Origin of the sequence: Phenylobacterium sp., assembly GCF_025934275.1 — a bacterium.
In the GTDB taxonomy this organism is placed as follows: domain Bacteria; phylum Pseudomonadota; class Alphaproteobacteria; order Caulobacterales; family Caulobacteraceae; genus Phenylobacterium.
Genome location: NZ_JAICYI010000036.1, coordinates 1 through 13,474, shown reverse-complemented (window position 1 = coordinate 13,474; position 13,474 = coordinate 1). Strand labels below are relative to the sequence as shown.

The window sequence follows — 13,474 nt, the reverse complement described above, 5'->3', positions numbered from 1 at the left end:
CCGGCCGGAGGGCTCTTGGATCTGCGTAGGTCGAAAACGACCCAGGCCTCAAGCGAGCGCGGCGCGAACCTTGTCGGCGATGGCCTTGAAACCGGCTGGGTCGTTGCCCGCGATATCCGCGAGGACCTTGCGGTCCATGTCGATCCCGGCCAGTTCCAGGCCGTGGATAAATCGGGCGTAGGTCAGCCCCTCCAGGCGCGCCGCGGCGTTGATCCGCTGGATCCACAGCGAACGGAAGCTGCGCTTCCTGACCTTGCGGTCGCGGTAGGCGTACTGACCGGCCTTGTCGACCGCGGCCTTGGCGGCGCGGATGGTGTTCTTGCGGCGGCCGTAGAAGCCCTTGGCCTGCTCCAGGACCTTCTTGTGCCTGGCGTGGGCGACGACGCCCCTCTTCACGCGTGCCATCTCTGTCAGAGCTCCCGAGCTAGAGGCCGTAGGGCAGGAAGGTCTTGATGATCTTGGCGTCGGCCTCGCTCATCACCTTGGTCCCGCGGTTCTGACGGATGTACTTGGCGTTGTGGCTGATCAGGCGGTGGCGCTTGCCGGCCACGCCGGCCTTGAGCTTGCCGGACGCGGTCATCTTGAAGCGCTTCTTGGCGCCCGACTTGGTCTTCAGTTTCGGCATTTCACGCCGGAGCGCGAGGCTCCGTCCTTCTGGTCGTGTTGCTGGACCGCCATGGCATGCCTATTGGCCAGGCGGTCCCGAAGAGGGGCGGCTCTTACGCGAAAGGGGGCTGCGAATCAAGGTTGCGGGAGGGCGGCGCGGCGGTTCTGCGACCAGGCGAGCACGCCCACGCCGGCGAGCGCCGAGAGCAGCGATCCGGCGATCACGCCGAGCCGCACCTGCGCCTGGGCGGATCCGTCGCCCGGAAAGGCGAGCTCGCCGATGAACAGGCTCATCGTGAAGCCGATGCCGCAGAGCAGCGAGACGCCCAGGAGTTCGATCCACTTCGCGCCGGTCGGTCGGCGCGAGACCTTCAGGCCGATGAGCAACGAGGTTACCCCGAACACGCCCAGCGGCTTGCCGAGCACCAGGCCCGCCGCCACGCCGAGCGTCACCGGCCCGAACACCTGGCCCGGCCTCAGGGCGGCGAAATCGAAGCCAGCCGCGCAGAAGGCGAACAGCGGCAGGATCAGGAAGGCGACATAGGGGTGCAGGCTTTCCATGAAGTCCTCCAGCACCCCGGGGCGGCCCGGCTTGCGCGGACCGATGGGCACCGTCATCGCCGCGGCGACGCCCGCCACCGAGGTCGAGACGCCCGACTTCAGGGTGAAGCCCCAGACGAGGGCGAAGCCCACGGCGTAGAAGAGATAGGGCGCGCCCCGCCAGCGGGGCAGCAAGCCCATGAGCGCAAGCGCCGCCAGGGCGCCCACGAGCGCGACCACCCGCAGATGGCTGGTGAACACCACGCCGATCACCGTCACCGCGCCCAGGTCGTCGACGATGGCGAGCGTCAGGAGGAACACGCGCAGCGTGGCCGGCAGCCTCGGGCCCGAGACCGCGAGCGCCGCCATGGCGAAGGCGATGTCGGTGGCCATCGGCGTGGGCCAGCCCAGCGGTTGGCCGCCCGGTCCCAGGTTGAACGCCAGGTAGGCCAGAGCCGGAACCGCCATTCCGCCGAGCGCCGCCAGGATGGGCAGCGCCAGGCGCCGGGGATTGGCGAGCTCGCCCTTCAGGACCTCGTACTTGATCTCCAGGCCGACGACGAAGAAGAAGATCGCCATCAGACCTTCCTTGACCCAGTCGCCGACCGAAAGCGTCTCGGAGAAGCCGCCGAGCTGGATCGTGAACGGCGCGCTCAGCAGGCGGAAGTAAAGCCCGTCCCCAGGCGAATTGGCGACCGCGATGGCCGCCAGCGCCGCGCCCGCCAGGATCAGGCCCGAGGCGCTTTCGGTCTTCAGGAAGTCGAGCGTGATCCGCTTCGGCATGCGGCTTGGCTAGCACGAGCCCCGAGCACAATCGACGCCGCCGCCGCGGGCCCGCTATGCTGGCCGCCGAAACGACGACAGCCGGAGGGACGCCATGAGACTGACCAAGCCGCGGATCCGCCCCTTGAGCGACGCCGAGCTCGGCCCCGAGCAGACCGAGGCGCTCGAGGCGTTCCGGCCGGGCCCGGTGCTGAATATCTTCCGCACCCTGGTCCATGCGCCCAAGGCGCTGACGCGATTCAACCAGTGGGGCGGGTATGTGCTGTCGCGGCGCAACGACCTGCCGGCCCGCGAACGGGAGATCGTCATCCTGCGCACCGGCTATCTCTGCAAATCCGGCTACGAGTGGACCCAGCACGTCCGCATCGGCCTGCGCGAAGGGCTGACCGAGGACGAGATCGCCCGGCTGAAGAAGGGCGCGGACGCCGGCTGGGGGCCGGCCGATGCGGCCCTGATCCGCGCCTCGGACGAGCTGCACGCCGATCAGTTCGTCAGCGACGCCACCTGGGCGGAGCTCTCCAAGCACTTCACGGAAAAGCAGTGCATGGACGTGGTGTTCACCGCCGGCCAGTACACCCAGGTCTCGATGTTCCTGAACACCTTCGGCGTGCAGCTCGACGAGGGCCTGACCCTCGATCCGGACCTGAAGGGATTCTGAGCATGCCCGGCCGTCTGGAAGGCAAGCGGGCCGTTGTGATGGGCGCGGGCCAGACGCCCGGCGAGACCATCGGCAATGGACGCGCGATGGCGATCCTGTTCGCGCGAGAGGGCGCCGAGGTGCTCTGCGTCGACCGCCTTGGCGAGCGCGCGGAGGAGACCGCCCAGATGATCGCCAAAGAGGGCGGCACGGCCTACGCCCTGCAGGCCGACGTCACCAAGGCCGCGGACTGCCATGGCGTCGTAGAGGCCGCCAAGGCGCGCTGGGGCAGCCTCGACATCCTCATCAACAACGTCGGCATTGGCGGCGGCGACGGGCCGGCGCATCGCGTCGAGGAAGCCGCTTTCGACCGCATCTTGGCGGTCAACCTCAAGGGCATGTGGCTGATGACCAAGGCAGCTCTGACCCTGATGCGCGAGCAGGGGCACGGCGTGATCGTCAACATCTCCTCGCTCGCCGCCACCGCCGGCGGCATCCAGGTGGCCTACGAGGTCTCGAAGGCCGGCGTGAACCGGCTGACCACCAGCGTCGCCCAGGCCAACGCCCGCCACGGGATCCGCTGCAACGCGATCATGCCGGGCCTGATGGACACGCCCATGGCCGTGGCCGGCATCGCTGCGGCCCGCGGCGAGAGCCAGGACGAGGTGCGCCAGGCGCGCAATGCCCGCGTGCCGCTGGGCGGAAAGATGGGCACGGCCTGGGACACCGCCTACGCCGCGCTGTTCCTCGCTTCGGACGAGGCGAAGTTCATCTCCGGCGCCATCCTGCCGGTCGACGGGGCGATGGGGGTGCGGATCGGCTAGCGGCGACTGAGCAGCGGGCGTGTCAGGTGGTGGGCCGCGCCCGTCGGCCCGAGCTTCGCGACCCGCCGCGAGGGCTTGGTGGTTTCCTTCAGGAAAGCTGGCGGACATCCGCGGCGGACGCTCGGTTGACGCTAAAGCGCCCTAGCCACACGCTCGGCGTGCAGGTGATTCGCGGCGCGAAAGGGGTGGGGCGGCATGCCAGGAGACGCGTTCGAGGCGACTCTCGCCGGCGTTTTCCAACAGAGCGAGCAGCGGCTGGCGAGCCGGCTGGCTCTCGAGAAGGCGCGGACCGAAAACCTGCAGGCGCAGGACACCCGGCGACTGGCCTTCCTGCTCACCGAGGCGATCGAGGAGGAGCTCAAGCCAGCCGTCCTCGGGGCGCTGGAGAGCTATGACGCCGCCATCAACCGGCCGCTCTCGCCCAACGAGAGCTGGGAGAAGCTGATCCGCCAGCGCATCGGCGAGACGGCGGACGCCTCCGTCAAGCTGGCGCTCGCCATGGATCCGGCTCCGCACCCCTGGAAGCCCCTGCTCACCGAGGAGGCGCCGAAGCTCCGCGCGCGATTGCTGGCGCTCGCCGACCGGCACCTGGCGGCGCTGGGCAAGGGGCGCCGCCGCCGGCGCAAGTCCGCTATTGGCCTGGCGGACGGCCTGGTCTGGCTGCTGCTGCTTGCGGCCGGGGTTGTCGTCGGCGCGCTGGGGATGCGGCTGCTGGGTGGCTGAAGCGGCGGTTGCCTCGCGGCGGCGCAGGGGCCATGTGGGCGCGCCATGCCGGTTTCGCCCGCCTATCGCCCCGACCCGAAGTTCCCGGAGCTGGGGCCGGAGTTCGCCGATGCAGTCGAGGCCGCCGCCTTCCCGCAGACCCTGCTTCGGTTCCGCAACGACCGCGCGGCCGCGACGGTGGGCCTCGAGACCCTGACGGACGAGGAGTGGGCGGCGCACTTCGGCCGCTTCGAGCCACTCGCCGACAACATCGATCCGCCGCTCGCCCAACGCTACCACGGCCATCAGTTCCAGGTTTACAACCCCGAGCTCGGCGACGGCCGCGGCTTCCTGTTCGCGCAGCTCCGCGAGGCCGGCACGGGACGCCTGCTCGACCTGGGAACAAAGGGATCGGGCCAGACTCCCTGGTCGCGGCAGGGCGACGGCCGGCTGACGCTGAAGGGCGGCGTCCGCGAGGTGCTGGCCACCGCGATGCTGGAGGCCCTCGGGGCGCCCACCTCCCGCTCATTCTCGCTGATCGAGACGGGCGAAGCCCTGATGCGCACCGATGAGCCCAGTCCGACGCGCGCCTCGGTGCTGGTCAGGCTGTCGCACAGCCATATCCGCTTCGGCACCTTCCAGCGCCACGCCTTCTTCGAGCGCGCAGACCGGATCACCACGTTGGTCGATCACGTGATCGCCAACTACTACCCGAGCCTCGAGGCGGCGAACGACCGGCCCGCCGCGCTGTTGCGCGAGGTCGTCCGCCGGACGGCCCGGCTGGTGGCCCGCTGGATGGCCGCAGGCTTCGTTCACGGGGTGCTCAACACGGACAACATGAGCATCACCGGCGAGAGCTTCGACTATGGGCCCTACCGCTTCCTGCCCAGGAACGATCCCAACTTCGTCGCCGCCTACTTCGACCAGACGGGGCTCTATTCGTTCGGCCGCCAGGCCGAGGCGGTGTTCTGGAACCTGCAGCAGCTGGGGGGATGCCTCAGCCTGGTGACCGCGACCGAGCCGATCGTGGCCGAGCTGCAGGGGTTCGGAGCCGCCTATCGACGCGAGCTGATCGCCGCCATGCTCGACCGCCTGGGGCTCAAGCCCCGCGGCGAGGAGGCCGACGCCGGCTTCGTGCAGGCCGCCTTCCGCGCCATCGCCGCCGGATCCGAGCCGCTGCGCTGGGAGCCGTTCTTCTTCGACTGGTTCTGCGGTGATGAGGCCCGCGCCCTGGCCGGGGTGCGCGGCGAGCTCTACCGGCAACCGGCCTTCGCCGACTTCCGCGAGCTGATCGCGGGATATGCCCCGGACCGTCCGGAGCGGCTCGCCGATCCATACTTCGCGCGGCCGGAGCCGGAGGAGCTGCTCTACGACCAGATCGAGGCGCTGTGGGCGCCCATCGCCGGGGCCGACGACTGGTCGGCCTTCGAAGCGAAACTCGCCGCGATCGAGCGCGCGCGCCGCGCCTGGGGCTTGCCGGCCCAGGCGAGCTTCGCCGGAACCTGATCCGCAGACCCAAGTTCGGCACCCGCGGGCGGGGCTCTGAGGAGAGGAGACACCGGTGATCCTGCTGCTTTACCTATTCGGCGTCATGCATTGACGCTCAAGGCTTCTGGCCGGGGCCGCGACGCCCACTGGGCGAGCACGACCCCGGCCAGGGCCACGGCGGCCCCGAGCGCCTGAAGCGGACCGATCGCTTCGGCGAAGATCAGCCATCCCAGCCAGGCGGCGACCACCGGCTGCACGAGCACGACGACCGATGCCGTGGAGGTCGGCAGCCGGCCCATCGCCCAGGCGATCGAGCCCTGCCCGGCCACATGCATCAGGCCGAGGCCGATGCAGGCCGCCCAGCCGGCGGCGGCCGCCGGGATCGGCGCCTCGCCGAGCAGCTGCGAAGCCGCCAGTAGCAGCGGCGCGCCGACCACGCTCGACCAGAACATCAGCCGGCTCGCGGCCTCGGTCTTGCGCGCCTCGCCGATGGCCAGGAAGTAGAGAGCGTACCACAGCGCAGTGGTGGCGGAGAGCGCATCGCCGAGCGGCGGGTCGAGAGGCAGGCGTCCCTCGCTCTTGCCGATCGCCATCGTCCAGGCGCCGGCCACGGCGATGGCGACCGACAGCAGGAACAGCCCACGCGGCCGCTGCTTCAGGAAGATCCAGGCGAACAGGGTGACGACCACCGGCGTCAGGTTCGACAGCACCGTGGCGTTGGTGACCGAGGTGTACTTGATGCCGTAGTGCCAGAAGCCGAGATCGAGGGCGAACATCACCCCGGCGACCAGTGCGATGCGCGACGGCCGTCCGAGCGGGCCGCTCGTCCGCCGGGCCACGACGGCGAGCAGGGGCAGGGCGAACGCCAGGCGCCAGAAGCCGGCCGCCGCCGGACCGGTCTGCGTCAGCCGCACCAGGATCGGCGAGAGCCCGATGACGCAGGCTCCGAACACCAGCACCCCCAGGGCCTGCCAGCGCGGCGCCTCGCCCTCCCTGCCGTCAGCCAATGCCCATCTCCCGGCGAAGCTCGGCCGGCGTCATACCGCGCGCGCGAAGGTCGCGCAGCGTCTCGGCCTTGTCCCGCTTGGCGAACCGGCGGCCGGCGGCGTCCGTGAGCAGCCGGTGGTGGCGATAGACGGGGGTCGGCAAGCCCAGGAGCGCCTGCAGCAGCCGCTGCACGTGCGCCGCCTCGAACAGGTCCTGCCCTCGTATCACGTGGGTGACGCCCTGCAGCGCATCGTCGACCACCACGGCCAGATGATAGGCGACGCCGACGTCCTTGCGGGCCAGCACCACGTCGCCGCCGAGCTCGGGCCGCGCCGCGATGACGCCGGCCTGGCCTTCGGGGCCCTCGCCTTCCTCGCCAAACCAAAGCCCGCCGAACCCGCCGAGGAGCGCCTGCGCCTTCATCAGCGACAATCGCCAGGCGTAGGGCTCGCCCGCCGCGAGGCGGCGCGCCTCCTCCTCCGGCGGCAGGGGCTCGCCACGGTAGGCCTCCATCGCCCCGTGCGGAGCCTGCTCGATCGCCTCGGCGACCTCCCTGCGGGTCTTGAAGCAGCGGTAGACCAGGCCGCGCTCGGCGAGCTCCCGCAGCGCCCTGGCGTAGTCGTCCATGTGGTCCGACTGGCGACGAACCGGGATCTCCCAGGAAAGACCGAGCCAGCCGAGGTCGTCATGGATGCCCTGCTCGTACTGCGGCCGGCAGCGGCTGCGATCGATGTCCTCGAGGCGCAGCAGGAAGCGGCCGTTCGCCTCGCGCGCGGCGCGCTCGGCCGTCAGCGCCGAGAATGCGTGGCCGCGGTGCAGCCAGCCGGTGGGCGAGGGGGCGAAGCGGGTGACGAACACCCCGCCTGATCTAGGTCCGGCCGACGTGCGGGAACAGGCCCATATGGGCGAAGATGGCGCGCAGGAAGGGGAGCTCGCCGCCCAGAGCTTCCTTGAGGGGCTCGAACTGGCGGAAACCCGCCATCTCCGCGAGGCCATGCGCGGCGCACCAGGCCGCGGTTGTGGCGAGCTCGAGTTCGGTCCGGGCGGCGGGATCGGCTCCCAGCTCGATCATCGTGTCGCGCACCTTGCAGTAGGGGGAGTCCTCGTTGTCCCCGACCATCTCCTCGGGGAGCGCCTCGTTGTCGCGGGCGGCGTCGTACATCACCCGGTAGAGCGCCGGGTTCTCGCGGGCGAAGCAGACGTAGGCGATGCCCAGGGAGTTCAGCTTGTCGCGGGGCTCGGCCTCGAGCTTCGCCTCGGCCATGCGCTTGTCGAGCATCTCCCAGCCTTGCTCGGCCACCGCGTCCAGCAGCTCGGCCTTGTCCTTGAAGTGGTGGTAGGGGGCCGCCGGGCTCACGCCGGCCTCGCGGGCCACCGCCCTGAGCGAAAGGGCGGTCGGGCCCTCGGCCTCCAGGATGCGCCGGGCGGCCTCGAGGAGCGCGCGACGCAGGTCGCCGTGATGGTAGGGCCGCGCCTCGGCGGTTTGAGATTCTCTCATCGCACCATCACCATAAGTGGGCATCTGGACGCCGTAAAGATATCTTGACGCCGCTCAGATTAAACCTATCTTAGCGCTGCTCAAATAACAAACGCCCCTGCTCCCCCGGGGTTCAAACTCAAAGGTGTGTGTCATGTCTCTCGCAGTCCGTCACTACGAACGCCTCCTGGACCGCGCCGGCGCGGCGCTTCTCCTGGTCCTGGGCGTGGCCTCGGCCGCGGCGCTCGCCGTCGTCGGCGCCTAAGCCGACTCTCCCCAAGACGGCCGAACTGGAGAGGGGCCCCGTCTCGGGGCCCCTTTTCGTCGCGCTTGGCCGGCGCTGTCAGCTCCGCTGATAGCCCATGCAGAAATGAATATCGATACAACGTAAACGTCTATCTAGACACCGTTCAGATCAGTGCTATCTAAACAGCGTCCAGACGGACAGCGGCCAGTCCCCCGGCCGCCGGCAAGGAAAAAGGAGCTCGAAATGTCGATCCTCGTGAACCGCATCCTCGACGTCGTCGCCTCGTACGCCGTCCTGTTCCTCGGTCTCGCGCTCGGCGCCGCAGTCGCCGTCGTCGGAGCCTAAGGACCCAGATGCGCCGCCTAAAGGCCTCGCCCCCAAGCTGAAGACCGGGGCGAGGCCGCAGGCCGCCAGCAGCGTCGGCGACATGGAGTTGTCTCAGAATCATTCGTATAGTGGCCCTGCAGCGGGGCTCGCCCGAAGCGATCCGCCGCCCGCGCATTCGCAATGAGGGCTCAGTCTTCAGTTCAGCTTTGCATGTCATAGGCGCGAGAGCGCGCCGCGGGGAGGCCGGCGATGCAGGTGCTTAGTCGCCCGCCGTCGGGCTGGCCCGCCCTGGTGCTCAACGCCGACTTCCGTCCGCTCAGCTACTACCCGCTCTCCCTCTGGCCCTGGCAGGAGGTGATCAAGGCGGTGTTCCTGGAGCGGGTCGACGTCGTCTCGACCTACGATCAGAAGGTCCACTCGCCGTCTTTCGAGATGCGGCTGCCGAGCGTCGTCTCGCTCAAGCACTACGTCGCCCAGGATCGGCCGCCGGCGTTCACCCGCTTCAACCTGTTCCTGCGCGACTCCTTCGCCTGCCAATACTGCGGCGCGGCCGAGGAGCTCACCTTTGACCATCTGGTCCCGCGCTCGCGCGGCGGCCGGACCACCTGGGAGAACATCGTCACCGCCTGCGCGCGCTGCAATCTCTCCAAGGGCGGGCGAACGCCGCACGAGGCGGCCATGCATCCGCGGCACAGGCCAAAGCGGCCGACCGCCTTCGAGCTGCAGGACCGCGGCCGCAAGTTTCCGCCCAACCACCTTCACGAAAGCTGGCTCGACTACCTCTACTGGGACATCGAGCTGGAGGCGTGAGGCTCAGGCCTCGGCGGCCTGGCTGCGGCTCGCGATCTCGGGCGCGAGGCGCGCCTGGAACTCCTCGGTCGAGTTCACCTTCGGCATCGGTCCCGTCGGCACGGGCGCGCCCAGGAACCTGCAGAGCGGCTCCCAGCCCTGCGCCACCTCGTAGACCAGCAGCCGTTCGGGCGCGATGACCTCGCGGACCCGCGCATTGTGCGCCTTGAACACCGAGATCAGCTTGTCGTGGTCGTCCATCCGGCGGTCGAACAGATCGCCCACCACCTTCATGACCATCTCGACCCAGGCCTCCGGGGCCCCGCCTGCCGAACCGCGACGGTTGGCGCCGAACTGGGCGAAGATGGTCGCCTGGGTGGACTTGAACCAGCTCTCCGGGGAGCGTTCGGTGAGGATCACCTTCGCGTCCGGATAGTGGTCGGCGAGCTCCTTGTAGAAGGTGGCGGTCGGCCAATCGACCGCCGAGACATAGCCTTCCATGAGCTTGTCCCACTCCGGCCTGCCCTCGGCCGCCGCGGTCCACAGCGGAATCTGCTCCGGATGGGCGAACACCTCCACCATGTGATGGCAGGGTCCGAAGCCCAGTTGCTCGAGCGCCAGCTTCAGCGACATCGTCCCCGTGCGGCCGTAGCCGGCCCCGATGACCTTCAGCGCCATGAGTGATCCTCCTCAGCAACCGGATTGCGGCGCGACCCTGCGCCTGCTGAGGCGCGCGCTCAAGCCCTCCGGCCGCGAGGCCGCCGGGCGCATTGCCAAGCGGCGGCCGGTCTTGCGAAATGGCGCCCATGAGCGAGGCGCCCTACCGGACCTGGCAGTGCCGCACCTGCGGCTACCTCTACGACGAGGCCGCCGGCGACCCGGACGAGGGCCTCGCGCCGGGGACGCGGTGGGCGGACATCGCCGATGACTGGGCCTGTCCGATGTGCGGCACGCCAAAGAGCGACTTCGACATGGTCGAGGTCTGAGCCGAGCCGCCTGACGGGAACAGGCGAGCCCTCGCGGGAGTCCTTTGGACCGAGCCACGAGGAGGCGCCGCGCTGAACAGCTCGACCCGCGTCGTCCTGACGGCCCTCGCCGGCAATCTGGCGATCGCCGCCGCGAAGCTCGCCGCCTACGCGTTCACCGGCAGCTCCGCGATCCTGACGGAGGCGATCCACTCGCTGGTCGACACCGGCGACCAGGGGCTGCTGCTGCTCGGCATGCGCCGGGCGAGCCGCCCGCCCGACCCCGGCCATCCGTTCGGACACGGCATGGAGGCCTACTTCTGGTCGTTCGTCGTGGCGCTGATGATCTTCGCCTTGGGCGGCGCGGCCTCGGTTTGGCAGGGGCTGCACAACCTGGCGGCGCCCGCGCCCATCGAGCGGCCCTGGATCAACCTGGTGGTGATCGGGTTCGCCATGGCGGCCGAGGGCTCCTCGTTCGCCGTCGCGATCAAGGAGCTCAACAAGATCCGCGCCGACACGCCGCTCCTGACCTCGATCCGCCGCAGCAAGGACCCGAACATCTTCGCGGTGATCGTCGAGGACGGGGCGGCGCTGGTCGGCCTGGTGCTGGCGCTGGCGGGCGTCTCGGCCTCGGCCTTCCTGGGGCTGATCTGGGCGGACGGCGCAGCCTCGATCGCCATCGGCCTGCTGCTCGTGCTGGTCGCCGCCTTCCTGGCCAACGAGACCCGCAGCCTCCTGACCGCCGAGGCGGCCGCGCCGCGGGTGGTCGCCCGGATCCGCGACGTGCTGGAAACCGATCCGCGCGTGGCCGAGATCCCGGAGGTGCTCACCGCCCACCTCGGTCCGCAGGAGATCCTGGTCGGCCTGACCCTGCGCCTGCAGGACAGCCTCAGCCGCCAGGAGCTCGAGGCCGCGCTGGACGAACTGATCGCGCGGATCAGGCAGACCGATCCGCGCATCACCCGGGTGTTCATGCGCCCGACGGCGGCAAGCTCAGGCGGACCGCCGGCGGCGATCCGGCCTCACGCCATGGCGAAATAGCGACGCGTGCCGACGACGCGGCTCGCGCGGTCGCAGATCACCAGCAGCACGTCGGCGCCGCAGCGGGCCAGGCACGCGGCCAGGCTGCGGGCCTTCTCCTCGGCCCGCGCGCCGGACAGGAACATCAGATCCGCAATGCCGGCCGACTGCACGCGCCACCCGCCCTCGATGGGCGATACCCTGACTTCCAGATCGGTCATCGGACACCTCCCGCGCGCAACCTGCCTCGGCGAAGGCCGGGAAGCCAATCAACTGGGCGCGACTGGCGCGGGCGCCGCCGCCCGCCTCACCGCTCGCGGGCGAGGCTGCGGGCGAGCTCGAGCACGGCGCGGCGGACGCCGGGCGAGCGGATCTGGGAGAGCGCCTCCAGCATCGGGCCCGCCTCAGGCTGAGTGAGCGGCTCGCTGGCCGCGCCGTCGGCGGTCGCCGCCGCGCCCAGCTCCTGCACCTCGCCGACCAGGTCCGACACCTGGCAGCCCAGCGCCTGGCAGATGCGCACCATGGTGGAGAAGCTGACCCGATTGGAGCCGCGCTCATATTTCTGGACCTGCTGGAACGAGACGCCGATGGCCTCGCCCAAAGCCGATTGGCTCAAGCCCCGCGCGTGGCGCCGGAGCCGGATGGCGAGTCCAAGCGCCTGATCGAGCCTGTCGGGCCCTTCGTCCATGCGGCTTCCCTCTCTTTTGTGTCGACAGTTGTCTAGCTGTGTCACGTCTAGCGGAAAAGACATTGCGTTGCATCACGTCGGTCCGGGAACTTTTGCAGGCGGTGCGACTCCTGCGGCTAGGCGGGGCGGTCCGCCAGCCGCGCCAGCGCCTCGACGAGCAGGGGCCGCTGGCCCAGGTGGATCTTCACGAGCGCCTCGACCGGCGGAAAGTAGGCTGCGCGGTCGACTTCCGGAAACGCCCGGGTGCGGCCCGATCCGCGCGGCCACTCCATCTCGAAGCTGTTGCTCGCCAGCCCTGAGAGGTCGAGATCGGCCTCCACCAGCCAGGCGTGGATCAGCTTGCCGCTCTTCGTGCGGCACGGGCTGAGGGGCTCCGGCTCGCCCGCGATCGGCTGGCCGAGCTCCTCCTGGAATTCCCGGGCGGCCGCCGTCCAGGTCTCCTCGCCGGCCTCGACGAGCCCTTTGGGAATCGACCAGGCTGCGGCGTCGCGCCGCGCCCAGAACGGGCCGCCGGGATGCGCCAACAGGAATTCCGGCTCACCGCCGCGGCGGCGATAGACCAGCACGCCCGCGCTGACCTCCTTCGACACGGCCGGGAACGCGGCTCACCAGCGCCGGACACGCCCGATGTCGACGTGCACGAAATCCGAGTCGGGATAGTAGCCGACCCCGCCGCGCCGCAGGTCGAGGGCCGCATCGCGCAAATGGGCGAGCTCCACGCCGGGGACGCGGATGTCCATCGCCATGCCCTCCATGTGCAGGCTGTGGGCCGCGACGCCATGGCTGCGTTCGCGCAGGATCGCGTTGGTCTTCGGCGAGCGGTAGCCGGAGATCACGTGCACCGTCTGCTCGCTCTCGAGGCGGCCGCGCAACGTGCTCACCAGATCCAGCAGGCCGGGCGCGATGGGATGGGCCTCGCCGGTGCGGAAGTCGCGCAGCAGGTGATCCATCGCCTCGATCGCGTCGGGCAGATAAACGCCGTCCTCGAAATAGGTCGCCTTGAGCGATTCGCCGGTGTGCAGGTTGTAGAGCGACAGGCTGCGCGGCGCCGTCGCGGCGGCCAGGGCGGGCGGCGCGAACAGCCCGGCGCCGGCCAGACCGCCGGCGAGGCCCAAGGCGCCTTTCAGCAGATCACGACGATGCGCACGCATGGCGGCTCCCACGATCGTCCCCGCCCCAAGCCGGACTATAGACGAGCGCCGCGGCTCTACAATTCGTTAAGAGGCGCGGCAAAGCTGCGCAGGGGAACCGCAGTTCAGCGCGGGTGGTCAGGAGGTGTCGGCGTCGGGGTGGGCGGCGCGCCAGCGGGCGATGACCGGCTGGGCCTCCTCTTGGGTGAGGAGCCCGATCTCGCGGCGGATGCGCTCGATCAGCACCTCGATCGGCTGATCCAG

At 70.0% G+C, this 13,474-nt stretch carries 18 protein-coding genes; 7 read left to right on the top strand and 11 right to left on the bottom strand.

Annotated features, from left to right (window positions below):
• Positions 1 to 48: 48 nt before the first annotated feature.
• The 3 genes from rplT to nhaA form a co-directional block, all read right to left on the bottom strand.
• Complete coding sequence (rplT, locus tag Q0W60_RS10625; RefSeq protein ID WP_297695348.1) at positions 49 to 405, bottom strand: 50S ribosomal protein L20; 357 nt, start codon at positions 403 to 405, stop codon at positions 49 to 51.
• A 19-nt stretch (positions 406 to 424) separates the two neighbouring features.
• The gene (rpmI, locus tag Q0W60_RS10620) at positions 425 to 625 is read right to left on the bottom strand and encodes a 50S ribosomal protein L35 (protein WP_297695346.1); all 201 of its coding nucleotides are present in this window, start codon (positions 623 to 625) and stop codon (positions 425 to 427) included.
• Between the two features lie 116 nt (positions 626 to 741).
• Positions 742 to 1,929 carry a Na+/H+ antiporter NhaA gene (nhaA, locus tag Q0W60_RS10615; protein ID WP_297695344.1) on the bottom strand — a complete coding sequence of 396 codons (1,188 nt, stop codon included), beginning with the start codon at positions 1,927 to 1,929 and terminating at the stop codon, positions 742 to 744.
• Between the two features lie 94 nt (positions 1,930 to 2,023).
• Between nhaA and Q0W60_RS10610 the strand changes: the two genes are divergently transcribed.
• From Q0W60_RS10610 to Q0W60_RS10595, 4 genes are all read left to right on the top strand, one after another.
• Positions 2,024 to 2,587, top strand: coding sequence for a carboxymuconolactone decarboxylase family protein (locus Q0W60_RS10610; RefSeq protein ID WP_297695342.1), 564 nt, complete (start codon positions 2,024 to 2,026; stop codon positions 2,585 to 2,587).
• Between the two features lie 2 nt (positions 2,588 to 2,589).
• On the top strand, positions 2,590 to 3,390 hold the full coding sequence (locus tag Q0W60_RS10605) for an SDR family NAD(P)-dependent oxidoreductase (protein ID WP_297695340.1): 801 nt from the start codon (positions 2,590 to 2,592) through the stop codon (positions 3,388 to 3,390).
• Between the two features lie 195 nt (positions 3,391 to 3,585).
• Positions 3,586 to 4,113 carry a hypothetical protein gene (locus Q0W60_RS10600; protein WP_297695338.1) on the top strand — a complete coding sequence of 176 codons (528 nt, stop codon included), beginning with the start codon at positions 3,586 to 3,588 and terminating at the stop codon, positions 4,111 to 4,113.
• 45 nt (positions 4,114 to 4,158) lie between these two features.
• Positions 4,159 to 5,598: a protein adenylyltransferase SelO gene (locus tag Q0W60_RS10595; RefSeq protein ID WP_297695336.1), complete on the top strand. Its 1,440-nt coding sequence runs from the start codon at positions 4,159 to 4,161 to the stop codon at positions 5,596 to 5,598.
• Positions 5,599 to 5,681: 83 nt separating this feature from the next.
• Here the strand turns inward: Q0W60_RS10595 and Q0W60_RS10590 are convergent, their stop codons facing one another.
• From Q0W60_RS10590 to Q0W60_RS10580, 3 genes are read right to left on the bottom strand one after another with little or no spacing between them, the layout of a single operon-like run.
• A complete protein-coding gene (locus Q0W60_RS10590; RefSeq protein ID WP_297695334.1) occupies positions 5,682 to 6,587 on the bottom strand; it encodes an EamA family transporter in 906 nt (301 codons plus the stop codon).
• A complete protein-coding gene (gluQRS, locus tag Q0W60_RS10585) occupies positions 6,580 to 7,425 on the bottom strand; it encodes a tRNA glutamyl-Q(34) synthetase GluQRS (RefSeq protein ID WP_297695332.1) in 846 nt (281 codons plus the stop codon). Before gluQRS ends, Q0W60_RS10590 begins: the two co-directional genes overlap by 8 nt.
• 10 nt (positions 7,426 to 7,435) lie before the next feature.
• Positions 7,436 to 8,065: a TetR/AcrR family transcriptional regulator gene (locus tag Q0W60_RS10580; RefSeq protein ID WP_297695330.1), complete on the bottom strand. Its 630-nt coding sequence runs from the start codon at positions 8,063 to 8,065 to the stop codon at positions 7,436 to 7,438.
• An 802-nt stretch (positions 8,066 to 8,867) separates the two neighbouring features.
• Between Q0W60_RS10580 and Q0W60_RS10575 the strand changes: the two genes are divergently transcribed.
• Entirely contained in the window at positions 8,868 to 9,428 is a 561-nt protein-coding gene (locus tag Q0W60_RS10575; protein WP_297695328.1) for an HNH endonuclease, read from the top strand.
• Between the two features lie 3 nt (positions 9,429 to 9,431).
• On the opposite strand, the gene Q0W60_RS10570 is transcribed toward Q0W60_RS10575, so the two are convergent.
• Positions 9,432 to 10,085 carry a sulfotransferase family protein gene (locus tag Q0W60_RS10570; RefSeq protein ID WP_297695326.1) on the bottom strand — a complete coding sequence of 218 codons (654 nt, stop codon included), beginning with the start codon at positions 10,083 to 10,085 and terminating at the stop codon, positions 9,432 to 9,434.
• A gap of 128 nt (positions 10,086 to 10,213) precedes the next feature.
• Between Q0W60_RS10570 and Q0W60_RS10565 the strand changes: the two genes are divergently transcribed.
• Positions 10,214 to 10,393 (top strand): rubredoxin, encoded by a 180-nt coding sequence (locus Q0W60_RS10565; RefSeq protein ID WP_297695324.1) that lies wholly within the window; start codon positions 10,214 to 10,216, stop codon positions 10,391 to 10,393.
• 72 nt (positions 10,394 to 10,465) lie between these two features.
• Positions 10,466 to 11,413, top strand: a complete 948-nt coding sequence (locus tag Q0W60_RS10560) for a cation diffusion facilitator family transporter (protein ID WP_297695403.1) — start codon at positions 10,466 to 10,468, stop codon at positions 11,411 to 11,413.
• On the opposite strand, the gene Q0W60_RS10555 is transcribed toward Q0W60_RS10560, so the two are convergent.
• The 4 genes from Q0W60_RS10555 to Q0W60_RS10540 all read right to left on the bottom strand — a co-directional run bounded on the left by Q0W60_RS10555 (position 11,395) and on the right by Q0W60_RS10540 (position 13,231).
• Positions 11,395 to 11,613 carry a hypothetical protein gene (locus Q0W60_RS10555; RefSeq protein WP_297695322.1) on the bottom strand — a complete coding sequence of 73 codons (219 nt, stop codon included), beginning with the start codon at positions 11,611 to 11,613 and terminating at the stop codon, positions 11,395 to 11,397. The genes Q0W60_RS10560 and Q0W60_RS10555 overlap by 19 nt on opposite strands.
• A gap of 86 nt (positions 11,614 to 11,699) precedes the next feature.
• The gene (locus tag Q0W60_RS10550) at positions 11,700 to 12,080 is read right to left on the bottom strand and encodes a helix-turn-helix transcriptional regulator (protein WP_297695320.1); all 381 of its coding nucleotides are present in this window, start codon (positions 12,078 to 12,080) and stop codon (positions 11,700 to 11,702) included.
• Between the two features lie 116 nt (positions 12,081 to 12,196).
• On the bottom strand, positions 12,197 to 12,670 hold the full coding sequence (locus tag Q0W60_RS10545; protein ID WP_297695318.1) for an NUDIX domain-containing protein: 474 nt from the start codon (positions 12,668 to 12,670) through the stop codon (positions 12,197 to 12,199).
• A gap of 15 nt (positions 12,671 to 12,685) precedes the next feature.
• On the bottom strand, positions 12,686 to 13,231 hold the full coding sequence (locus tag Q0W60_RS10540) for a DUF882 domain-containing protein (RefSeq protein ID WP_297695316.1): 546 nt from the start codon (positions 13,229 to 13,231) through the stop codon (positions 12,686 to 12,688).
• Positions 13,232 to 13,474: the final 243 nt, after the last annotated feature.

What these genes read in the sequence shown, in the direction of transcription:
- Q0W60_RS10575 (WP_297695328.1), top strand. Translation starts at nt 8,868, where the DNA reads ATGCAGGTGCTTAGTCGCCCGCCGTCGGGCTGGCCCGCCCTGGTGCTC.
- rplT (WP_297695348.1), bottom strand. Translation starts at nt 405, where the DNA reads ATGGCACGCGTGAAGAGGGGCGTCGTCGCCCACGCCAGGCACAAGAAG.
- Q0W60_RS10610 (WP_297695342.1), top strand. Translation starts at nt 2,024, where the DNA reads ATGAGACTGACCAAGCCGCGGATCCGCCCCTTGAGCGACGCCGAGCTC.
- Q0W60_RS10570 (WP_297695326.1), bottom strand. Translation starts at nt 10,085, where the DNA reads ATGGCGCTGAAGGTCATCGGGGCCGGCTACGGCCGCACGGGGACGATG.
- Q0W60_RS10555 (WP_297695322.1), bottom strand. Translation starts at nt 11,613, where the DNA reads ATGACCGATCTGGAAGTCAGGGTATCGCCCATCGAGGGCGGGTGGCGC.
- Q0W60_RS10600 (WP_297695338.1), top strand. Translation starts at nt 3,586, where the DNA reads ATGCCAGGAGACGCGTTCGAGGCGACTCTCGCCGGCGTTTTCCAACAG.
- Q0W60_RS10540 (WP_297695316.1), bottom strand. Translation starts at nt 13,231, where the DNA reads ATGCGTGCGCATCGTCGTGATCTGCTGAAAGGCGCCTTGGGCCTCGCC.
- rpmI (WP_297695346.1), bottom strand. Translation starts at nt 625, where the DNA reads ATGCCGAAACTGAAGACCAAGTCGGGCGCCAAGAAGCGCTTCAAGATG.
- Q0W60_RS10605 (WP_297695340.1), top strand. Translation starts at nt 2,590, where the DNA reads ATGCCCGGCCGTCTGGAAGGCAAGCGGGCCGTTGTGATGGGCGCGGGC.
- Q0W60_RS10580 (WP_297695330.1), bottom strand. Translation starts at nt 8,065, where the DNA reads ATGAGAGAATCTCAAACCGCCGAGGCGCGGCCCTACCATCACGGCGAC.
- nhaA (WP_297695344.1), bottom strand. Translation starts at nt 1,929, where the DNA reads ATGCCGAAGCGGATCACGCTCGACTTCCTGAAGACCGAAAGCGCCTCG.
- Q0W60_RS10595 (WP_297695336.1), top strand. Translation starts at nt 4,159, where the DNA reads ATGCCGGTTTCGCCCGCCTATCGCCCCGACCCGAAGTTCCCGGAGCTG.
- Q0W60_RS10550 (WP_297695320.1), bottom strand. Translation starts at nt 12,080, where the DNA reads ATGGACGAAGGGCCCGACAGGCTCGATCAGGCGCTTGGACTCGCCATC.
- Q0W60_RS10565 (WP_297695324.1), top strand. Translation starts at nt 10,214, where the DNA reads ATGAGCGAGGCGCCCTACCGGACCTGGCAGTGCCGCACCTGCGGCTAC.